Below are 22,053 nucleotides of genomic sequence, written 5' to 3' on the forward strand. Positions count from 1 at the left end.
CATCCTCCTCATCCTCCTCATCCTCCTCATCCTCCTCATCCTCCTCATCCTCCTCTTCCCCCGCCTACTGGCTAGAAAAGGAAGTCATTCATCAATATCAGCCAGGATTGGGAGAAGAAGTTGTTGGAGGTTGGTGGTATCCTGAAGACGCACAAGTAGACAATAGGGCATTAGCACAAGCATTGTTGGCAACTGCTCAGTCCCTTGGCGTTGAACTTAAAGAAGGTATTGCAGTCGAAGGCATTCAACAGCAGCAACGGCAAGTTGTTGGCGTACAAACAAGTGCTGGAGTCCTTCGCGCCCAACATTATGTTTTGGCAGCTGGTGCTTGGTCAAACGCATTGTTTCCCCTGCCTGTGCGTCCTGTAAAAGGTCAAATGCTGAGTGTGAGAGTACCGGAATTTGTGCCGGATCTGCCTTTGACACGGGTTTTGTTTGGGGAAGATATTTACATCGTTCCAAGGCGCGACAGACGAATTATTATTGGTGCCACGGTTGAGGATGTCGGCTTTACCCCCCACAACACGCCAGCAGGAATTCAAACCTTACTACAAAGAGCCATTCGTCTATTTCCTCAAATACAGCACTATCCTATTGAGGAATTTTGGTGGGGATTTCGCCCTGCAACCCCAGATGAATTACCTATTCTTGGCACCAGCCCTTGTGAGAACTTAACCTTGGCGACAGGTCATTACCGCAATGGTATTCTTCTGGCACCTGTAACAGGAGCATTGCTTGCCGATTTGATTCTTGAGCAAAACTCCGACCCTTTATTATCTCATTTTCACTACTCGCGCTTCCACACCAAGTCATCTACTACCTCAATGCTTACTTACCCCACACTCAAAACTCAGAATTCAGAAACCGCAGCTAGGAACTCAGAACTTAGCACTTTAGAAGACTCACCACTCCAAATTGCGGGAAAAACTTTCCAATCTCGCTTGATGACGGGAACTGGAAAATATCGCAGCATTGAGGAAATGCAGCAAAGCGTTGTGAAGAGCGGTTGTCAAATTGTCACTGTTGCAGTGCGGCGAGTACAAACCAATGCTCCCGGACATGAAGGTTTAGCCGAAGCATTAGATTGGACAAAAATCTGGATGTTGCCGAATACCGCAGGTTGCCAAACTGCAGAAGAGGCAATTCGCGTCGCACGTCTGGGGCGGGAAATGGCAAAACTTTTAGGACAGGAAGATAACAACTTCGTGAAATTAGAAGTGATTCCTGACCTGAAGTATCTGCTACCAGACCCCATTGGTACTTTACAAGCAGCAGAACAACTGGTGAAAGAAGGTTTTGCTGTGTTGCCCTACATTAATGCTGACCCCATGCTGGCAAAGCGTTTGGAAGAAGTTGGCTGTGCGACAGTTATGCCTTTGGCAGCACCGATTGGTTCTGGACAAGGATTGAAAACAACTGCAAATATTCAAATCATCATTGAAAATGCCAATGTACCAGTGGTGGTAGATGCAGGCATTGGAGCGCCCTCTGAAGCAGCACAAGCAATGGAAATGGGCGCAGATGCCTTGTTGATTAATAGCGCGATCGCCCTCGCACAAAACGCCCCAGCAATGGCTCATGCCATGAATTTGGCAACAGTTGCCGGTCGTCTGGCTTACCTTGCCGGCAGAATGCCCATCAAAACCTATGCTATTGCTAGTTCACCGCTGACTGGGACGATTAGTGCGATTCGCTGATAACTGAATCACGGTAATCAGTCCGTACATAAGTTATCCAATCAGTAATGGTTGAACTCCAGACAGGATGTAGGTGAAAGCCCTACCCTCTAAACTCAAGAGTGACTCCTTATCTGCCCACGCCGAGTAGACTCGGAATTCTACAGAGCGAAGCTGGGAACAGGGCGCAATCAGACAACTGTTATGGGTTGACACTGGCGCTAACAGGGAGTACCCAAGGTGAAAATAGAACCTAAAAAAGCAACCCATCCAGAAGCAGGGCATAACACAAAATCCCTGACTACGCCAGAGATAATCCCGCCGATACTTAGTCGATAAGCGGCAAAAGAGTAAGGGGTTCTGGCGGTTGAAGTGGTTCCACCTAACGGTACAAACAATCTCATCTGGGGAACGAAGAAAAACGAACCAAGGGTCTTGAGGAGGTCGAACCTCAAGTAGGTCAGACGAGTGACAGAACCCCCTTGATTCGGTTAGGACAACCCGTAATTGGGTTGAGGTGTTCAGAGTACACAAGCCGAAGCCAGAGCATGATTAGACACAGCGTTAAAACTAGTGAATCTTGGAGCAAGTTACCGTGGAAGCAATTCCGCAAAAACCTATTCCGCCTACAAAAGCGAGTGTACAAAGCAGTTCAAGCTGGCGACAAGCGGAAAACGCGGTCACTGCAAAAACTGATTCTAAAATCCACCTCAGCAAGGTTACTGGCTATCCGACAAGTAACTCAGCTAAATGCTGGCAAAAAGACTGCGGGTGTGGATGGCAAAGCGTCCCTCAACTTTGAAGAACGCATTGCGCTTGAGGAAAACCTCAAGACCAACTATCACAACTGGCATCATAACAAATTACGGGAGATACCTATCCCCAAAAAGGACGGAAAAACCCGAATTCTCAAAGTCCCTACCATCGCAGATAGAGCATGGCAATGCCTTGCGAAATATGCCCTGGAACCAGCACACGAAGCAACCTTCCATGAAAGGAGTTACGGATTTAGGACAGGACGTTCGGCGCACGATGCACAGAAAATCTTGTTCATTAATCTAAACTCACGCTGTAATGGAATAGATAAGCGAGTTATCGAACTCGACATCGAAAAATGCTTTGACAGGATAAGCCATAACACCATAATGGATAACCTCATCGCCCCAGCAGGCATGAAGAGAGGTATCTTCCGCTGCCTCAAGGCAGGTACAAATCCTGAGTTCCCGGAACAGGGAACTCCTCAGGGTGGGGTGGTCAGTCCGCTATTAGCTAACATCGCACTCAATGGGATTGAAGCAATTCACCAGTCAATCCGGTATGCAGATGACATGGTAATAATACTCAAACCTAAAGATGACGAAAAGAAGATACTTGAGAGAATTAGTCAATTCCTTGCTGAAAGAGGGATGAACGTCAGCGAACGCAAGACCAAGATTACCGATACGACAGATGGCTTTAATTTCCTCGGTTGGCACTTCAAAGTGCAAAACAACGGAAAGTTTCGATGTGTCCCTTCAGTGGATAACTTCAAAGCGTTCCGTCAGAAAGTAAAAGCAATCGTCAACAACTCGAACTATGGTTCCAAGGAAAAAGCTAAAAAACTAGCCCCCCTGGTTAGAGGATGGAGGAATTACCACCGCTACTGCAAGATGGACGGTTCAAGATTCTCCCTGTACCACATCAAATATAGAGCGTTCAAGGTATTCAACAAGGAAACCAAGAATGACCGCTACTCAAGCAAAAAGCTTGTTGACAAAGCGTTCCCATCAGTTCCTTACTCCGAAAACAAACACGTCAACGTCAAAGGGGATAAATCACCTTTCGATGGAGATATTACCTACTGGAGCGAACGTAACAGCAAGCTCTACGACGGTGAAACCTCTAAAGCCTTAAAACGGCAAAACCATTCATGCGGTCACTGCGGCTTAAAAATGCTAAGTGAGGAGAGAGTACACCTACATCACGTAGATGGAAATCACAACAACTGGAAGAAATCAAACCTTCTAGCCATACACGAAAGCTGCCACGATTACACCCACACGAGCAAAACCGCAAGGTAAGAACATCGGGAGCCGGATGCAGCGAAAGCGGCACGTCCGGATCTAACAGAGAGGGACGGAGCGTAATAGCTCCTCTCGACTCTACCCAAGTTAGTCAACAATCAAGAGTTAATCATTCATAGTCGCTCTTGAGTGTTGACGAAGAAAGAACTCAGGATTCCACAAGACAAGCCAGACCGAGAGACTCGGCGACGCACACAGGGAATTTGTCACCGCGTCACCGTGTCCTCTTCTATTCTGAGTTCTGCGTTCTGCATTCTGTGTTCTTCTCTGCTAATGTAACGATTTGTCTCCTACTGTTAAGAGCAAATATATCGCTTCTGTAACATTAAATAAATAAATGGGATAAGGAATTGTACTCATGCCCTATACAACAGAAGAAGGCGGTCGTCTGAATAACTTTGCTCGTGAACCCAAAGTTTACACAGCAGAACCGCCTACTGAGCGTCAAAAGCGAAATTATATTATCCTGGGAATTACTGCAACGATTTTGGTTGGTGGCTTGATTTTTGTTGCTTTTTCTGTATCCAATGTAAGTTGATAGCAAATTGTTTTAGAAATTAAAAATTTAATTTTTGCGCTTTTTCAGGCTCCTAGTACCGCTCTGTTGGAATTGAGACATTCACGCATTCAAAATGCTTAGTTCATAAGCTTTTCGCTTCCGCGTGAATAGTAGCTTTATTTCCGCCCGGGGTGTACTAGTCTTATGAGAGCCTGGTTTTTATTTTTTAAAATATTTTCTTGTTAGAGCATAATTTATACATTTGTTCTTTGAAAGCTCAAAGAATTGATTTATCCTGAGCAAAGCAACAATGGCTTGAAAATCGTAGTCATGGTCAGATTTACAGGCTGCCTGCATGCACCCCAAGAGGGTATATCCACTAGGTTTTGGCTCTTTAGCCGCCATGAGCGTAAATGAAACTACACACTCGGATAATTTTGCTTGGAATCGGCAAGTGTATCACCGCCTAAAACTTGCCCTTAGTCTCGGTTTACGACGACAAATCTTTTTGGCGGTGTGTGATGATTTAAACCTGAGAAATCAGGTGGCGGCACGTTTGCATTCAACTTTGGCTTATCCTGTTGGGCAAGTGCTATATCAGCCATCAAATGCACAAGAAGCCAGCACACCAGCATACCCGCGACTAGTAACGTTGCGGCTGAATTTAAGCGACCCTAATCCTATAGCTCAGATAAATCAGTGGTTGTCTAATTATCCACCACCTATTGTTGGTACATCAAAAGACACTCCAGGGCGATCGCTACCAATACCAGCATTTCAAATTGTCGGCGTTGAACAGCTGACTAGGCAACCAGTAGCAATACAACGGTTATTTTTGCACTATCTGCGTTTAACTGAGCAACAACTGTCTAAGTTTGAATCCAGCTTGCTGTTGTGGGTTCCACGTCCTTGGTTGCATGCTATTCAGCAATCAGCACCACAGTTTTGGCGTTACCGTACAGGTGTTTTTGTCTTTGCTGGAGAACCCACACCGACAACTCAAAATAAAACCTCTCCAGAACGTTTATCCAGTTCTAGAAATTTAGAGTTGGGCAATGTTGAGCAATCGATTCTAGAAGAATCAGCGATTGCGGATGATTTTGACTTTGCGAAACAGATATCAGTTAATCGCGGACACAAAGGGCAAGAAGTTCCTCCGTCAACTTCAGAAAACTTAACAAGCAAACCTCTTGAAGAGGAACTCACTGATCAAGCAAGCGCCAGCGAAACCCCATCACAAGAGCGCATATCTCACATTAGCAAAGAATTAACAGAGCTAGTTTTAGCAACGATTAACACGACAGCTGGTGAAGACGATGAACAGAACTTGCAAGTGCGGCATATTTTAGAGGAGATAGAAGAATTACACGCGCAACAAGCTTCAAGCGTCGATCTGGCGATCGCTTATCATCGCTTAGGAAACTTATATCGCCTGCGTATTGAGCATGGACAGTCAACTCTAGAAAATCTCATGGTGGCAATTCTTGCCTATCAAGAATCAATCACCCATGATGACAATTCACCCCACGTGCCTGATACCTTAAATGATTTGGGTACATTGTACTGGATGCTTTACCGTACACCACCCAATTCTGAGGAAGGACAAGCTTACATAGAGCAGGGGATTGAGTTTTATCATCTGGCTTTGAAGCTCATTTCAGCCGAAAGCCACCCGGAAACCTACGCTCGCGTACAAAATAATCTGGGAACAGCATACGGTGATTTAGCCCGTTTTGCTAATCCTGCGGAAAACTGGCAGCAAGCGGTTATAGCTTACAGTGAAGCGCTACAATTCCGTACAGCCGAGATGGAACCATTAAAGTATGCTGCTTGCCAGAATAATTTAGGAACAGCTTATTGGCATTTAGCACAATACAATCAACCAGTTGAGCATCTTAAGAAAGCGATCGCAGCTTACAAACTAGCGCTTGGTTATTATAGCCCTGAAGAAGAACCGCTCAAGTATGGCATGATTCAAAACAATATCGGCACGGCATATTGGAATATTGCACAGTACGAACAGCCACCAGAAAATCTGCACCTAGCTATTGATGCTTACCAGGAAGCGCTGAAATATCGGACTCCTGCGAATGTTCCTCCCGCCTGCGCCGCCACCCAAAATAATCTTGGAACTGCTTATTGGCACTTAGCAAATCAAGCACAAAGTTCCAAGGAGGAGCGGCAAAAGTTGTTAGAACAGTGCGTTACTGCATACGAAGAAGCGCTTGTTCTTGCTCACTCACTCAGTGGTATGCCTTTGAGTTTTGATGTGTTTGCCACTCACAATAATCTAGGATTAGCTCATTTTCAGTTAGCAACAGACCAGTATTTCGATGTTGATAAACCAACTCGTTCTAAACATTTAGAAGCAGCATTAGACAATCATTTGCAAGCTTTAAATGGGTTGAGCAAGCAACCAGAGGCTTATCAAACAACGTTTGCTTACGTGGTAAAAACGATTCGCGCTTTCCACAATGAATTAGGTATACAGGGACAAAACCTGGCTTTGTCTAAAGTTCCTGGTCAGTTATTACCAGAAATTTTGCCAAAATTGTAAGTTTTGTTAGTAGCTCGTAGGGTGGGCATTGCTACCCAAATGTGAGAACAGCTCGTAGCTCGTAGGGTGGGCATTGCTACCCAAATCTGGGAACAGTGTGTAAAAAATCAGAGCAATGCCCACCTTACTCAAACATTCAAAATTCAAAATTCAAAAATAATTAAGTAACTTGTAGGGTGGGCATTGCTACCCAAATGTGGGAACAGTGTGTAAAAAATCAGAGCAATGCCCACTTTACCCTGATTCATCAAATACCATTTTTACTGGAGTTCGGATGTAGCGATCGCCCTTGGTTTAGGTGTCATTAGCACATCATGACTTACAAGTAGTTCAACTTTAGAAAACTTCAAAATGCTGCAAGTCACATCTATTCATTAAGCGCTGATAAGAGGCGATCGCTCAATATCCAACGATTAGAATCAGGTTTAATCCAACGCTTTTCTTCTTGATTGAAATTACGCTGTTCAATAAGTGCTGCTTGCAATTTTTTCTTCTGCTCAGTATCGAGCTTAGACACCATCTTTTGAGCTGCCCTCAATGCAATCGTTTGCTCAAAAGCCGTTTCTGAATGACTAATTAAATGTAAAACCAAATCAAAATAAATTGGATCTCCAGACCACTCCGCAACAGAAAGTCCTAGCAATCGTTTCCCTTGGTCGTTCGATTGCAGAAGGTCTTTCACTTCTTGTATAGAATATTTTACTTCTGGAGCTAAAGCACGCATCCGTCCAGCGACTGATTCCATCTCAAATGTTCGCTGCACTCCCGAAGGCATTGTCATTCTTAGTTCCTTGTAGCGTTCGGCTAAACGCTCCATTTCCTGGCGTGCTTCTGATACAGGAATCCGTGAGGCGTAGACTTTCTGCCATTGTTGGCGAATTTGACGCATTTCTTGCTGCTGTTGCGGTGGAGCAGCATCTTCTGCTAGCTTGGTCTGCTCGATGAGAAATCCTAAGGAATCACTGGTCAATGACTCTAGCATAGTCTTCATGCCTGAGCTACCAATTTCTCCCGCAGGCGTCTTCAGCGCTCCCCCACTCAATGCAAAAATCTTAAGTATAGATGGTAACCAAATCAGCGATAGGAAAACTGCTGTTGTATTTGTAACTCTAAATTTAAACGATGATTCTTTGCCCCAGCTAATTTCACAGGTACTAATAAGGATAAGAATAATACTAATAATTAACCATTTTTTAGGAATTTGGAAGATGCGTTGCAGTAGCCAATCTACTGCTTCCCTGGAAATTATGCTTTTACTAGCCTCAGAATTATCGGATTTGTTATCCATACTCTTACTTGTGTGTCTCGGTTTTTTCAGAGTGGGACAATCACTCTTCGGGTGAGCCAATGCAGCTTATGTCGGGAAACCCGTCTACCACAAGTGACTTACCAATAACGCTCCACCTCTAGATTATTTTCCTCTGCGGCTTTTAGAATTGGACCCCGGAACAATTCATGTTTCAGGGGGAAAACATTTTCTGGTGGACAGGTGAGTAGATGTTTAGCACGCTCATAAATGGCGATCGCCTCTTCATCATTATGAGCATTGCGGTAAATAATCCCTTCAATTTCTGGGTATATTTCTTTTTGCTCATAAAAGTAGCGCGACCAAGCTTGACTTAAACCACGTTTCTCTGTTTTCGCTAAAGTTGCGTCATTAGCACCAGCCCGCATTGCACCAGAACCGCGTACATCCAATAATTTTAATTGACTTGTGGTCGTGATCAAAGCAATCTGGTGGTCAGTAATTTCTATACAGCCTGCGTCACCAAAAACTTCCACTAGACAGCTCGAAAGTAGAGGCGCAGGCGCTACGTAGTATATACCACGTAGTGGGTCATTGCATGGTTTTCGATTCAGTGGCTTATAGCAGCCAGAATCAACTAATTGTTCTAGTGAAATAAGTTTCTCCTCCCCTGCAGAGGACTCCTGAGGGCAAACATCAGCAGAATCATCATTTTCTTGTATAAAGTTAACACAAGGGCACTCCCCCAGATGATGGTCAAACCGATGAAGCGGACCCCAAAAACGAAAGGTAAGAGCAGCAGTATTATATTCGGGAGAGAAAATTCTTAAAAGTTCCGTACCCTTCTTTAAAATATGGAATTTTGGTTTTGCCTTACTAAAGCCAGGAGGTGGGAGTATTATATTTACCACCTTTTTCACTCCTATTATGGTTGACTAACAAATTAGGATACTGAACGTCCCATAACCCTTGAGACGTTGCAAAACTTGGAACTCCAAGCTTTGTTAACTGGAAGATTCACAAGGCATCCATGTCATTCCGGAAATTATGTGTGTAGTTATGGAAAATTTTTCAGTATAATTTCGGTAATTTTTTTGTAGCCAATCAGTTTCCCTAGTAGTCTTATCATTAATAATTTTGATTGCCTTGTAGTGAGCGCTTTAGCGCTCTCAAAGTTGAGGACTAAAGTCCTCACTACAAATTACGCAATTTTTGTGTGTTTTTTTACTAAGTATAAAAACTGAAAAAACCCGGTTGTGGCGAACAACCGGGTTTTTGAGTCTAGTACAATTTGATAAATTAACTCTGACACATTGCTATAACACTCCGACACACCGTGCTTCAGCAATGACTTCCTGTTTTTGACCGCCTTTCAAAGCTTCTACAGGCGTAAGCCCATTTAAAGCTTTGTTTGGTCGAGTGAGCCAACTGATTTTCGACATAGCAGGAACATTAAGGGCTTTCAAGACATCTGGTAATCCAGCAATCACGCCATCTGGTCCTTGTGGATCGAATTGCCAAGTGGGAAATTTCCAAACTCCATTGTCTTGAACTGCAACTAAGCTGTTCTTTTTCAAACGATCATGGGGTGTCTGACGCGTTGTATTAAGCATTTCCGCCACTTGCGGTGCACTTAACGAATCCCTGAGTAACTCTTGTCTCCACTTAAAATTCCTGGTAAGGGCAGCAAATTCTAATCTTCCTCGCTCTTGGTTACTGATTTTATTTGCTCCAAGCTTAGCAGCAAAGTCAGTTTCAGCTTTGGAATACTTTGAGGTTTTATAAGTCGTTTGCAGTTGTTCGGCTAAGTTTTCAATTTCATCAGGATGTAGTGAATTCAGATAATCCTGAAATCCCCTTGCTATTCTTTCGAGGGCTTGTTGCATTACGTCTCTTTCATAAGGAGCATCTATTGTTACATTAATCGTACTCATAATTTCACCTCGATTGACATTCTCACAATTTGCCATGCTATAAACTCAATTCATGTAAGAGATGTCAAGTAACTACAACTCCAGTATTGTATGTTCCTGAATGAGTTAGGGTAAGAGTAATGAATGATTTATGTATGAATTCTGTATGACTTATAAATTTTTGATTGGGAAAATAGCTCATATCACTATCAAAATATTTATTATGGAGTATAATGACCAGACGATCGCTTCAGGCATCTCCTGAAGGAATGAAAAAAGCACAGGCTGCGCTGATCCGTAATTCATTAACGCAACAGGCGTTGGCAGAGGAACTGAGTATTAGCCGTCAGCCAGTGAGCAAGTTTTTCCAAGGGAAAGCAGTTGACCGCTACATTTTTGTCACAATCTGCGAAAAGTTAGGACTCGAATGGGATGAGATTGCGAGTGTTTCCTCACTCCCTGCAGATGATGCAGCAAGTACTTCTGAGATAGAAAGTCTCGTAAAAACTGTACGAGAAAAAATTCATAACAGTATTGCAAGGCGTTGTGGTATAATGCGACTGCTCAATCAAGAGCAGCCGATTAGGTTGGATGCCATTTACACTCATGTCAACGTTTTGGAGCGAGTGACTGGACGCAGGCGGCTTTCGATTGCTCAATTGCATGATTGTTGTCAGCAGCAGTTTGAGCGTTTTGACTTAAGCAACATTTACGAAAAACGGGTGACAGGACTCGAAGCAGTAAAACGCTACGACAAGCTGATGATTTGGGGAAAACCAGGTTCCGGCAAAACCACGTTTTTGAAATGGCTAGCAATTGAGTGTAACTTGGGTGAATTTCGAGGCGAAGCTGTCCCAATTTTTATCAGCCTCAAGGAATTTGCTGAGACTAGGGAACAACCAAGCTTGTTGGACTACATGACAGCACAATTTGAGGAATGTGGAGTTGTTGAACCCCAAGCAATTCAAACACTGCTGAGTCAAGGGCGAGCGATACTTTTACTCGATGGCTTGGATGAAGTCAGACAAGCCGACCTTCACCGAGTGTTGCAGGAAATTCGCGCTGTTGCAACACGGTTTTTTGCCAATTCTATAGTGATAACCTGTCGGATTGCAGCACAGGAATATACTTTTGAACAGTTCACCGAAGTGGAAGTTGCTGATTTTGATGACGAACAAATTGTTAGCTTTGCCGCAAAATGGTTTCAAGGTCAAGATGCGGTCAAAGGACAACGGTTTGTGCAAAAGCTGCAAGAACATCAGCCGCTCAAAGAACTCGCGACTAATCCCTTACTGCTGAGCCTTTTGTGTCTGGTGTTTGAGGAAACAGACTTTGCAGCGAATCGTTGTCAGCTTTATGAAGAAGGGCTAGATTTATTACTGAAAAAATGGGATGCTAAACGCGGTATTGAGCGAAATCAAGTTTACAAACAATCCCGGCAGCATAAAGAAGACTTGCTAAGCCAAATTGCTTGGACTACCTTTGAACGTGGCGAGTATTTTTTCAAGCAACTCGGCATTGATCCACGGATTTCCCATAATATCCATACATTACCTGAGGGTAGCACCTTTTTAGAAACACTTCAAGTTGACAGCGAAGATATTTTGAAGTCTATTGAAGCTCAGCATGGTTTACTGGTTGAGCGGGCAAGAGGCATTTACTCCTTTTCCCATATCATCTTTCAAGAATACTTTGCTGCCAAAAAAATTGTTGCTAGCCCACCTCATCAAGCTGACGCAGCTTTGCAAAATCTTGTGCGCCATATGGCTGAGAAACGCTGGCGAGAAGTCTTTTTGCTAGCAGTGGAGATGTTGCCAAATGCAGACGACTTATTGCAGTTGATGAAACGCCAACTCGACACTCTGGCAAGCGATGAAAAGCAGTATGAGGAGGCTAAAAAGTTGCTCATTGATTGCCTCAACAGTGATTGTTACGTCTCTCACCAAGTGCGACAGTTGATTGAGGATGCCTTGCTACTGCCAAAGACAGGTTCAAGCGCCGTCAGTTGATGAATTAATCGCAGAAAATATTGATGAGTAATCAGCATCAGACAATGACATTTTCATTGCCGTGTCTATAATGTCCCGTACACCCTCAATGCCTGAGAGATTTAAACTTGTAGATTTTGCCTCATCGATAAACAAATCTATATCTTTCATCAAGTGTTTTGTCGAAAAGTTGGGATTAGCATAATTGCTCTCAAGCATCCGCTGCAACTTTTTGTCGAAAGTCGGTGCGTAAAGCGCACTCTGGCGCAGAATGTACATGAACAGATCTACGCTAACACCTTGACGCTGGGCAAAACCAACACTCAGGGCAAAAGCTGTTGTCATGGAAGCAATGAGTTGATTTAACGCCAGTTTCAGCGCCGCCGCAGTTCCTACAGGACCTACAAGTAGAGGTTCTGGACTAAAATGTTGGAATAATTCTAGGTGGCGTTGATATTGTTCTTGGTGTGCGCCTACCATCACAATCAGTTTGCCATCTTTGACTTCTGGAGTGCTACCCAAAACAGGTGCTTCTATATACTCGCCACCAGCAGCAACCACTGCATCTCTGATTTCTTTACTTTCTGTGGGAGTAATTGTTCCCATTTGAATAATGCTGCGTCCGGCGACAGCTTGCCAAGACCTGTCCGAAAGCAAAACACTGTATATGGCTGCAGCGTTACTTAGCATGAGAATAGTACACTCAGCAGCATTAATTGCTTGGTAGGGGCGTGTGACGACTTCCGCACCAGCTGCTTTGAGTGGTTCTAATTTTTCTGGGGTGCGGTTATAAGCAATAACTTCTACATTTGCCTCTAACAACCTTTGCGCCATTGGCAGTCCCATCAATCCAGTCCCCAGAAATGCCACCTTCATTTTTCACCTTCCCTTGGGTTTGCGATCGCTTTTGAATTGTTTGATTTTCATTCTTTAAAACAAAGCACCGAGAGAAGAAACAAGATTAAGAAGAACACAGAACGCAGAACGCAGAACACACCTTCGTCCCCACAGACTCTACCCGGAGGATTTAAGAAAGAATTTTTCTTGTTGACCTAATTAAAATTAGGGACTTGTAACCTCTACTCAGAACCCAGCTGTACACAATTGTAAGGATATCAACCTGTGTTTCTAAAAAATTGCGCTGTTCTGACAACTGTGTTCTGAGTTCTTTGTTGGTCATTTTCTTTCTTGATTCTTCTCTCTTGACTCTTGATTCTTTCCTTAACCTCCAGCCGCAAAAGTCACCATAATCAGCACCGAAAGTAGAATTCCCGGAACCAGTAGCACTACTAACATGAAAAGGTCATGAGGAGTCATAATTATTACCCTTTTGAAATTATTATTTCCAATGTAATCACTGCTATGGTAGATCAACAATCACTCACACACTGTTAATAGCGCTTTATTTTTCACATTTTCATTTGTTCTGGCACGCTGAATCCTTTCAAAGGTTGTGCAGCTTCTTGAGTTGTCAGTCCTTTGCGCTGAACTAAGACACCAAACCCACCCAGTCCCAAAGGATCTAAAAGCTGATGTAGAACATCCCGGCGGCGCAGCAACTGTGAGATGGGTTGTTGTGTATACGATAGGGCGGCGATTCGTTCTCCCAACCCCAAAGCCATCAAAAACAATGCTTGCTCGGTAAAACCAACTTTATCTAATCCACACCGCTCACCCCATCGTTCCAAAGCGGTAAAGTCAACGTGTGCCGTGATATCTTGTTGCCCAATATTAATATATGGGTCATTATGACGTTGATGATGATAATAACACTGTAGCGTACCTTGCGATCGCCTGGGATTATAGTAACGGTTAGCAGGGTAACCATAATCAATAGTTAACAGATATCCACGCTGCAAACGGTCTGCCACCATACTCAACCAATCCAAAGCAGCTAAGTTAACTTCGCTACGATAATTGACAGGTAAATCACTAATATTTATTCCGACAAAATCAAAATATTCTACAAGCTTAGGTGTGGAGGGCGTACCTGGAATTTCTACAAATGATACCAGAGCAATGGGAGAAGTGATTACTTTTTCATCTCCCTCATCTCCCTCATCTCCCTCATCTCCCTCATCTCCCTCATCTTTTCCATTTTCCAGGGTTGTAACATAAATCTCCCACAGTTTCCCTTGTTGTAGAACAAACTGATGCACAGGCATTGCATCCACCAATTCGTTGGAAAAAAAGCAGCCAGTGATAGACTGACTTGGTATTTCTTCTAAATTGAACCAGCGCACAGAAAATTCTTGCAAGCGTTGCTGCTGTTCTTGCTTTAAGACTAGAGACTTTTCCACAATGACGTAATCTAGAGCATTGAAAAAATCCGGGTACTGCTGCTGGATGTACTTAAGAATATCTAAAGCCAAAAGTCCTTGACCTGCTCCCATTTCTACCACAGAAAACGGTACAGGTTCCCCTAAAATCTCCCACATTTCGAGAAATTGCAGCGCCAGCAATTCACCAAAGTCAGCGCCAAGGTGAATAGAAGTGAAAAAATCTCCCTGCTTTCCCAGGTTCACCGCCTTTGTGGAATAGTAACCAAGTTCAGGGTGATATAATGCCATATCCATGAATTCGGCGAAAGTTATTCGCTTTTGGGGACTGGTAGCGATGTGGTGTGCGATCGCTTGACACAAAGCCGGATTAGAATTCATAACACTACGGAGTTACTATCAGTCATAGCAATGATAGGTTGAGCCCATTAGAAAGTTTTGCACAAAACAAACTCAATGATTCCAGGCAATTGGCTTATCTACACACTACTTTCCCTCGTTTTATACGGTTTGTGGGGATTTTTCAGTAAGCTGGCTACCAACTATATTGACCCAAAAAGCGCATTGGTTTATGAGGTTAGTGGAGGTCTTTTAGTGAGTTTTGTCTTATTATGCAGTAATAGCTTTAGGTTGCAGGCAGACAGTCGAGGTATTTTCTACGCACTTTTAGTGGGTATTTGTGGGACTGTAGCGACATTATGTTTCTTCGTGGCTATTAATCAAGCTTCAAGTTCAATTATCTTGCCCCTAACTTCCTTATATCCCACTATTACCATCCTGCTGGCTTTTTTGATTTTCAAAGAGCCTATTACTTTAAGACAAGGCATTGGGATTCTACTTGCCATAGTAGCCATTATCCTGTGTTCGATGGATGGTTGAGTCAAATTGAAAACAATATTTTTCTTTTGTATTTCTCTGGTTAGATGTTTTTAATTCGGCAACAACTATATCTATTAAGACAATAATTTTTCATCGAAAATACGCAAAAAACCTAGTGGTTTGTTTCATTAATTCTCATGGGTTACAAGATCCCCGACTTCTTTAAGAAGTCGGGGATCTGACCCCTACGACATATCAAAAGAAATGACATAGACCACTAGAGTCTCATTCCCAGGCAAGCTGCCTGGGAACAGAATTCTATTATCTATCTACAGAACCCATAATGATGTCAACACTACCCAAAATGACGACAATATCCGCCACCTTCACACCTTTGAGTAAATGAGGCACAATTTGGACGTTATTGAAATCGGCAGCGCGAATCTTCCATCGTGCGGGGAAGACGTTATCTTCACCAATCAGATAAATTCCCAGTTCACCTTTGCCACTTTCTACACGGGCATAGATTTCGCCTTTGGGAATCTTGAAAGTGGGAGCAATTTTTTTGCTGACGTACTGATAATCAGGACCATCCCACTCAGATTTTTTACCAGCTGCTAAACGCTTAGCTTCCAAGTTCTCGTAAGGACCACCGGGAAGTCCTTTGATGGCTTGTCTGATAATTTTTACGGATTCGCGCATTTCTCGCATCCGCACTACATAACGGGCGAAGCAGTCGCCAGCAGTTTCCCAATGCACGTCCCAGTCGAAATCGTCGTAGCATTCGTAGTGGTCAACTTTCCGCAAGTCCCACTTCACACCAGAGGCGCGTAACATTGGACCAGAAAGTCCCCAGTTAATCGCTTCTTCACGGGTGACGGTGCCAACACCTTCAACACGACGGCGGAAGATGGGGTTGTCGGTCACTAAGCGCTCGTACTCGTCTATTTTGGGTAATATGTAGTCGCAGAAGTCTAAGCACTTGTCAATCCAACCATAAGGTAAGTCAACCGCTACGCCACCAATGCGGAAGTAGTTGTGGTTAACCATCCGGTAACCCGTCGCAGCTTCCCACAAGTCGTAAATCATCTCCCGTTCACGGAATTGGTAGAAAAAGGGAGTTTGAGCGCCCACGTCAGCTAAGAACGGACCAAACCAGAGTAAGTGGTTGGCGATGCGGTTCAACTCCAGCATAATCACGCGGATGTAGCTGGCGCGTTTGGGGACGGGAATGTTTGCCAGTTTTTCTGGGGCATTTACAGTGACGGCTTCGTTGAACATTCCCGCCGCGTAGTCCCACCGACTTACGTAGGGGACGTACATAATGTTGGTGCGGTTCTCCGCAATTTTTTCCATTCCCCGGTGTAAGTAGCCGATGACTGGTTCACAATCAACCACATCCTCGCCATCAAGAGTGACAATTAGTCTCATCACCCCGTGCATTGAGGGGTGGTGAGGACCCATGTTTAGCACCATGGGTTCGGTGCGGGTTTCTAATCTTGCCATAAAATAGAGTGTTCTCCGGTCTAGGAAAATTTTAAAATCGAACCACGCAGGCGCAACAGACAGCGAACTAAGCGGTAAGTTGGAGAGAGGTCGGCAGTTGAGGGCTTTGACTTGATGTTTCGTTTTATTGCACTTATTCAACTATTATTATATGGAGCTTGAGATACAGGGAATGGAGGCACAGGAATTTTTTCATGTGCCTGTCTTGAGTCGGGAGGTTATTGAGGGTTTGGCTGTGCGTCCCGGTGGGCATTACTTGGATGCAACGGTAGGCGGTGGCGGTCACAGTCGTTTGATTTTGGAAGCTGCACCAGATACTCGGGTAACGGCTATTGACCAAGATGAGGACGCTTTAGAAGCTGCGCAAAAGGTATTAGCGGCGTTTGGGGAACGGGTAAAATTTATTTATAGCAACTTTGCTGCCTACAAGTTTCCATTGAGTACTTTTGATGGTATAATCTGCGATTTAGGAGTTAGCTCACACCATCTGGATACGGCGGAACGAGGTTTTAGTTTTCGTCGGGAAGCAAGTTTGGATATGCGGATGGACAGGGGACAACCTCTTACGGCTGCTGATGTGATAAATTCCTGGGATGAGACGCAATTAGCAGAAATTTTCTTTAAATACGGTGAGGAACGATTATCCCGACGCATTGCCAGACGTATTGTAGAACAACGTCCGTTTGATACGACGACACAATTAGCAGAGGCGATCGCTTATTCTGTCCCTCCCAAATACCGTTACGCAAGAATTCACCCTGCCACGCGTGTTTTTCAAGCATTGCGAATTGTGGTCAACGATGAGTTAAAATCGCTAGAAACTTTCTTGAGCAAAGCACCACAGGCGCTTGTACCAGGTGGCAGAATTGCGATTATCAGTTTTCACAGCCTGGAAGACCGCATAGTCAAGCATAGTTTTAAAGATTCGCCTTTGTTGCAGGTTTTAACGAAAAAGCCGATAGAAGCACAAGAAGAGGAAATTGTCAACAATACCCGCGCTCGTTCTGCAAAGTTGAGGATAGCCGAGAGGAGGGAGTGAGGGAGTGAGGGAGGGAGAACTAATGACTAATGACTAATGACTAATGACTAATGAATAATGACTAATGACTAATGACTAATGACTAATGACTAATGACAAATTTGGCGTGGCAATTCTACGCGGAAGGTTGAACCTTGACCTAGGTTGCTATTGACGGTGATCGTTCCCTTCATTAAGCGTACCAATTTGTCTACAATCGCTAGCCCCAAACCAACGCCGCCCTGCTTGCGTGTGGTAGATCTATCGACTTGCCAAAATTCCTGGAAAATATTTGTCAACTCGGATTCTGGGATGCCAATGCCTGTATCTTTGACCATCAATACGACTCGGTTGGGATTGAGTTGCTGTACTTCCACAAATACGCCACCAGTTTCTGTAAACTTAATAGCGTTGGAAATGAGGTTCACCAGCACTTGCCGCAAGCGAACGCTGTCGTTGATGATTCTGGGGTTTTCGAGATTTGAGTGGACAACCAAGGCTAAGTTTTTCTGTTCGGCAAGCAAACGCAGTTCTTCTGTGGTTGCTGTCACTAGCTCGACTAAGTTAAGCTCTTGTAATTTCAGTTCTAGCTTATCTGACTCTAGCTTGGAGTAGTCTAGTATACTCTCAATGAGTGTGAGTAGGTGTTTACCACTTTTGATAATCCGTTCTACCATATCTCTGATTTCTGGGGGGAACAGATGGTAGTAGCGGCGCAACAGCAACTGGGAAAACCCGAGAATTGAATTCATCGGTGTCCGCAACTCGTGGGATAGAACTGACATGATTTGGGTTCTTATCCGTGCAACTTCTTGCAGCTGCATATTCTGAAGTTGAATCGCTTGCAGTTTTGCCTCTGCTTGCTTGCGAGCAGTAATGTCCCGTACCAACCAACGCCAGCCCAGAGGGTTACCTTGTTTATCCTTGATAGTGGTGACATTTAAACTGGCGTCAAAGATATGACCTCTTCGCGGTTGCAAGCGGATTTCCCACTCTTGTATTTGCTCTATCTCGCGCAGGTGTGTGAGTTGGGTACGAAAGGCATAACGTTCTTCCTCAGGGATAAAGCTGCTCAACGTTTTGCCTATCAAATAATTTTTTGATATGTTCAGCACAGTTGCAGCAGCGCGGTTAGCTTCCAAAATCTTGCCGTAGGTATCTGTGACAAGATAGCCATCAGGGGCAAACTCGAACAATTCTTGGTAGCGCAAGCGCTCTACTTCTACTTCTTGCCGAGCAAGAACTAACTGCTCATTCTGCTGCCGCAATTCTTCCTCAGCCACGCGCAATTCTTCTAAGGCGGTGCGAAGTTCCTCGAAAGCTTGCGCTAGCAAATGTTCATGTTGCCTAGGTGATTCGCTCACGCAATCTTCTAAGAATTGGCTGCGGTGGAGTACTTCTTGTATTTGCTGACCAAACTTGTCCAGATTCACTGCGCACCTCTTCTTGTCTCCTCCACCAATCACGATACTTATCGTGCCAATCTCTAGTATCTATCTAGCTGGTTATAAATCCGATAATAACTCTAATGACTGTTGACTATTCCTCTGGGTGACTTTTCTCTATCCAACGAAATAAAGCTGGCAACTTAGGAGTCCGTCGTTCGGGTGAAGGGGACTGGAGATTGAGGATTAGGGATTGGGGACCCTTGTTTGCTGAGAGGATGTTTGGAAAGTACCCTATTCTACCAACATTTATCGATGATCCCCCTAAATCCACGCCACTTGCGGGACTGTCGGGGAACCCGCCCAACCCAGTGGCTCCCCTTAAAAAGGGGGACTTTTACCCCCCCTTTTTAAGGGGGTAGGGGGGATCAAGTAAAATAGTTGATACTTCTCAAACATCCTCTTAGAGTCAAATTATGTCCGGGACAACAAAGCCGACTATTACTGTTGCTGTTGTTGCATCACTAAAATCACTCCTTTGATGTCTGAGTCCCTGCTTTGTAGCGGTGTACAAACTACTTGGCATGCGATCGCCTTACCCCGGCGGTTTATTGCGTTGAGTACCACTTCATGATTTTCTGATTCGCCACTAATAATTGCTTGCAGTGGCTGGATCAGTGGCTCTATGGGCAAACCAATATCCAAGCTTATCAACTGCTTGGAAAAAACTTCATCAAAGCGCAAACCCCACATATCTTCGGCTTTATGGTTCCAGATTAGGATTTGCAAGTCGTTACTGAGAACGACAACTCCGGCGCGGAGGCTGGTGAGTATGGACTCTAAAAAGGTGTTGACTTGGTTGAGTTCCTCGCTGCGCTGGTGCAGTTCTTCGTTGATTGTCTGCAATTCCTCGTTGGTGGATTGCAGTTCTTCGTTCATTGTTTCTAGTTCTTCGTTGGTGGACTGAAGTTCTTCGTTGGTGGTTTCCAGTTCCTCGACTGTGGACTGAAGTTCCTCGTTGGTCGTTTCCAGTTCTTCGTTGGTGGACTGAAGTTCCTCATATGCTGTTTCCAGTTCTTGGTTTGTGTGAACCAGATCTTGCTGTAGTTGTTTAACGTTTGTTACGTCGGTGAAAGTGATTTTTATAGCGAGCAGTTCCTCAGTATTCTCGTCCAACAGTGGTGCGATTTGGACGTCGAGATATCTGGTTGCGAACTCGGCGATTGACCATTCAACGTCTTTTAAAGTGATGGTGCGACGATTGCTGTGAACTTGGTCGATGGGCGATCGCAGATCTATCGGTCGGTAGGAAAGTTCTAAATCTTGAAACGAGCGACCAATGTCTTTCAAATTGAGATTAAACAAATTTCGGGCTTCGGCGTTGGCTAGGATGACTATGCTGTTGCTATCGACTACGATTTGGGCAAGCGGATCAACCTCGAAGCCAGCTTCATAAATGCGGAGCTTGTTAACCATTTCTGGGATAACTTGTTGACTCTTAGAGTCAGCCATGTTCAATAGCAGGTCGCGCATACTGCTATTACCGACTTTGGTGAACACCCTTTGCCGCAAATCCACAGGTGTATACGAGTGGTTGCGGCTAAACAACATTTCTGCTTTACCCAAAAACAGAAAGCCGTTATTATTTAGGGCAAAGTGAAACCGAGCAAGAATTTTGGCTTGGGTTTCGCTATTAAAATACATGATGGTGTTGCGGCAGATGAGCAAGTCAATCTTTGAGATTGGTGCATCCTGCACCAAGTCATGACGACCAAAGATCACACCGCGCCGCAGTTGTTTTTGCACCACGTAGCGACCATTAACTCGCTCAAAGTACTTGTCCAGTAGCTGCAAAGGAACATTCTGCACTTCCTTAGAGTTGTAATTTGCTAGGCGAGCGTAGTTGAGGGCATCCACGTCTACATCGGTGGCAAAGACTTTCACCTGCTTTGTGTATTCTTCAATACCTAGCGCCTCAGCTAGCAACATCGCTATGGTGTAAGTTTCTTCTCCAGAAGCGCATCCGGCACTCCAGATCCTTACCGATTTGCTTGGCTGCTTGCTTGCAATGATTTGAGGAATAATCTCACTAGCTATATACTCCCAAGCCTGTGGATCTCGAAAGAAGGTCGTGACGTTGATCAAAATCGTGTTGAACAGCTCAACAAACTCGTTTGGGTGGACTTCCAAGTAGTCAAGATAATCACTGTAGCTTTCAACACCAACGGACTGCATACGTTTGCGAATTCGCCGCGTTAAGGTTGTCCGCTTGTAGCCACTAAAATCAAAACCACGGTTACGTTTTATGTATTCTAAAAGGTTTTCTAAGTCGGGATTTAGTTCCGTATTACTCATATTTTATAAATATATAATTTTCGATTTTAGATTTTACATACAGCCGTTTGTATTTAAATAGACCACATTCTAATGAAAGTCCATGCACTTTAATTACAGAAATTTAAATTTTAGATATATGGTTCATTTATTTGAAAATTGCTGTAATACCGTTTCTTTGTAAAGCGGCATATATTTACCCCCGGCGCTCTCCTACCCCCAATGCCAGCGCGGGACTACAGGGGGTCTTGTTATGCGCATCTTCATACAGAATTGCTATAACAATTCAAAATAGAACTGTAGGTAGTTCACTTTATAAATGACCTTTAAATTTACTAGTTGACTATTACAACGTTTTCCTATGATATAAGTAGGATAAGCAATATTTCAAATGCCCATGACGCAACCTTTTAGGGCAAAGAACACCCAAATATTTCTGGTCTAATCATAAGAATAAGCGCTGTAAGTAAGCGGACATAATTAAACGTAGGATGTGTTAGGCGCAGCCGCAGGGCATCAACCCTTTGAGCAGCATCGGTTACGCGATCGCGCTTTCTATCGTACTACGATGGTTCATTTTAATTCTACAAACCTACTTAAAGCAGCTTGGGTGAAAATCTCAAAGATACTTTGCTCACCAGAGCAATGTAAAAATCAGAGTTTTAAGCCAATACGGTTCAGTTAAGGTTAATGTGTAAAAAATCATGTGTGTAGAGACGCGCTGTTTGAAGCGTCTCTACATTGTGTTCCTAATAAGGGTTGTGGTCTTA

The 22,053-nt window shown here is 44.0% G+C and carries 15 protein-coding genes; 7 read left to right on the plus strand and 8 right to left on the minus strand.

The genetic code is table 11. The features are described from left to right. From thiO to ACM0OZ_RS35560, 4 genes are all read left to right on the plus strand, one after another. Positions 1-1,697 (plus strand): glycine oxidase ThiO (gene thiO, locus ACM0OZ_RS35545; RefSeq protein ID WP_414587543.1); only part of this gene is annotated, 1,697 nt, incomplete at its 5' end. A gap of 527 nt (positions 1,698-2,224) precedes the next feature. Continuing rightward, positions 2,225-3,736 (plus strand): group II intron reverse transcriptase/maturase, encoded by a 1,512-nt coding sequence (locus ACM0OZ_RS35550; protein ID WP_414587544.1) that lies wholly within the window; start codon positions 2,225-2,227, stop codon positions 3,734-3,736. 361 nt (positions 3,737-4,097) lie between these two features. Then, positions 4,098-4,277: a photosystem II assembly protein Psb34 gene (gene psb34 / locus ACM0OZ_RS35555; protein WP_041041496.1), complete on the plus strand. Its 180-nt coding sequence runs from the start codon at positions 4,098-4,100 to the stop codon at positions 4,275-4,277. Between the two features lie 364 nt (positions 4,278-4,641). Next, on the plus strand, positions 4,642-6,795 hold the full coding sequence (locus ACM0OZ_RS35560; protein ID WP_414587545.1) for a tetratricopeptide repeat protein: 2,154 nt from the start codon (positions 4,642-4,644) through the stop codon (positions 6,793-6,795). 367 nt (positions 6,796-7,162) lie between these two features. On the opposite strand, the gene ACM0OZ_RS35565 is transcribed toward ACM0OZ_RS35560, so the two are convergent. The 3 genes from ACM0OZ_RS35565 to ACM0OZ_RS35575 all read right to left on the minus strand — a co-directional run bounded on the left by ACM0OZ_RS35565 (position 7,163) and on the right by ACM0OZ_RS35575 (position 9,975). Continuing rightward, positions 7,163-8,083, minus strand: a complete 921-nt coding sequence (locus ACM0OZ_RS35565; RefSeq protein WP_414587546.1) for a hypothetical protein — start codon at positions 8,081-8,083, stop codon at positions 7,163-7,165. Positions 8,084-8,181: 98 nt separating this feature from the next. Continuing rightward, the gene (locus ACM0OZ_RS35570; RefSeq protein WP_414587547.1) at positions 8,182-8,952 is read right to left on the minus strand and encodes an RES domain-containing protein; all 771 of its coding nucleotides are present in this window, start codon (positions 8,950-8,952) and stop codon (positions 8,182-8,184) included. Between the two features lie 405 nt (positions 8,953-9,357). Beyond that, positions 9,358-9,975 (minus strand): hypothetical protein, encoded by a 618-nt coding sequence (locus tag ACM0OZ_RS35575; protein ID WP_414587548.1) that lies wholly within the window; start codon positions 9,973-9,975, stop codon positions 9,358-9,360. Positions 9,976-10,187: 212 nt separating this feature from the next. Here ACM0OZ_RS35575 and ACM0OZ_RS35580 point away from each other — a divergent pair, with 212 nt between their 5' ends. Next, positions 10,188-11,963 (plus strand): NACHT domain-containing protein, encoded by a 1,776-nt coding sequence (locus ACM0OZ_RS35580; protein ID WP_414587549.1) that lies wholly within the window; start codon positions 10,188-10,190, stop codon positions 11,961-11,963. Here the strand turns inward: ACM0OZ_RS35580 and ACM0OZ_RS35585 are convergent. Together ACM0OZ_RS35585 and ACM0OZ_RS35590 are read right to left on the minus strand one after the other, a co-directional pair. Then, positions 11,946-12,818: an NAD(P)-dependent oxidoreductase gene (locus tag ACM0OZ_RS35585; protein ID WP_414587550.1), complete on the minus strand. Its 873-nt coding sequence runs from the start codon at positions 12,816-12,818 to the stop codon at positions 11,946-11,948. The genes ACM0OZ_RS35580 and ACM0OZ_RS35585 overlap by 18 nt on opposite strands. A gap of 533 nt (positions 12,819-13,351) precedes the next feature. After that, a complete protein-coding gene (locus ACM0OZ_RS35590) occupies positions 13,352-14,602 on the minus strand; it encodes a class I SAM-dependent methyltransferase (RefSeq protein WP_414587551.1) in 1,251 nt (416 codons plus the stop codon). A 75-nt stretch (positions 14,603-14,677) separates the two neighbouring features. Here ACM0OZ_RS35590 and ACM0OZ_RS35595 point away from each other — a divergent pair, with 75 nt between their 5' ends. Next, a complete protein-coding gene (locus ACM0OZ_RS35595; protein WP_414587552.1) occupies positions 14,678-15,100 on the plus strand; it encodes an EamA family transporter in 423 nt (140 codons plus the stop codon). A gap of 261 nt (positions 15,101-15,361) precedes the next feature. On the opposite strand, the gene ACM0OZ_RS35600 is transcribed toward ACM0OZ_RS35595, so the two are convergent. Next, the gene (locus ACM0OZ_RS35600; protein WP_414587553.1) at positions 15,362-16,546 is read right to left on the minus strand and encodes an NAD(P)H-quinone oxidoreductase subunit H; all 1,185 of its coding nucleotides are present in this window, start codon (positions 16,544-16,546) and stop codon (positions 15,362-15,364) included. A gap of 151 nt (positions 16,547-16,697) precedes the next feature. Between ACM0OZ_RS35600 and rsmH the strand changes: the two genes are divergently transcribed. Then, positions 16,698-17,585, plus strand: a complete 888-nt coding sequence (rsmH, locus tag ACM0OZ_RS35605) for a 16S rRNA (cytosine(1402)-N(4))-methyltransferase RsmH (protein WP_414587554.1) — start codon at positions 16,698-16,700, stop codon at positions 17,583-17,585. A gap of 89 nt (positions 17,586-17,674) precedes the next feature. Here rsmH and ACM0OZ_RS35610 read toward each other — a convergent pair whose 3' ends face one another. Both ACM0OZ_RS35610 and ACM0OZ_RS35615 read right to left on the minus strand, forming a co-directional pair. Continuing rightward, a complete protein-coding gene (locus ACM0OZ_RS35610; protein ID WP_414587555.1) occupies positions 17,675-18,997 on the minus strand; it encodes an ATP-binding protein in 1,323 nt (440 codons plus the stop codon). A 453-nt stretch (positions 18,998-19,450) separates the two neighbouring features. Then, entirely contained in the window at positions 19,451-21,304 is a 1,854-nt protein-coding gene (locus ACM0OZ_RS35615; RefSeq protein ID WP_414587556.1) for a CheR family methyltransferase, read from the minus strand. Positions 21,305-22,053: the final 749 nt, after the last annotated feature.

Origin of the sequence: Scytonema sp. PCC 10023 (assembly GCF_963920835.1) — a bacterium.
GTDB lineage: Bacteria > Cyanobacteriota > Cyanobacteriia > Cyanobacteriales > Nostocaceae > Kalymmatonema.

Coding starts and splice junctions, on each gene's coding strand:
- ACM0OZ_RS35595 (WP_414587552.1), top strand. CDS start 14,678: ATGATTCCAGGCAATTGGCTTATCTACACACTACTTTCCCTCGTTTTA.
- ACM0OZ_RS35590 (WP_414587551.1), bottom strand. CDS start 14,602: ATGAATTCTAATCCGGCTTTGTGTCAAGCGATCGCACACCACATCGCT.
- ACM0OZ_RS35560 (WP_414587545.1), top strand. CDS start 4,642: ATGAGCGTAAATGAAACTACACACTCGGATAATTTTGCTTGGAATCGG.
- ACM0OZ_RS35550 (WP_414587544.1), top strand. CDS start 2,225: ATGATTAGACACAGCGTTAAAACTAGTGAATCTTGGAGCAAGTTACCG.
- ACM0OZ_RS35585 (WP_414587550.1), bottom strand. CDS start 12,818: ATGAAGGTGGCATTTCTGGGGACTGGATTGATGGGACTGCCAATGGCG.
- ACM0OZ_RS35565 (WP_414587546.1), bottom strand. CDS start 8,083: ATGGATAACAAATCCGATAATTCTGAGGCTAGTAAAAGCATAATTTCC.
- ACM0OZ_RS35600 (WP_414587553.1), bottom strand. CDS start 16,546: ATGGCAAGATTAGAAACCCGCACCGAACCCATGGTGCTAAACATGGGT.
- ACM0OZ_RS35575 (WP_414587548.1), bottom strand. CDS start 9,975: ATGAGTACGATTAATGTAACAATAGATGCTCCTTATGAAAGAGACGTA.
- ACM0OZ_RS35615 (WP_414587556.1), bottom strand. CDS start 21,304: ATGAGTAATACGGAACTAAATCCCGACTTAGAAAACCTTTTAGAATAC.
- rsmH (WP_414587554.1), top strand. CDS start 16,698: ATGGAGCTTGAGATACAGGGAATGGAGGCACAGGAATTTTTTCATGTG.
- psb34 (WP_041041496.1), top strand. CDS start 4,098: ATGCCCTATACAACAGAAGAAGGCGGTCGTCTGAATAACTTTGCTCGT.
- ACM0OZ_RS35580 (WP_414587549.1), top strand. CDS start 10,188: ATGACCAGACGATCGCTTCAGGCATCTCCTGAAGGAATGAAAAAAGCA.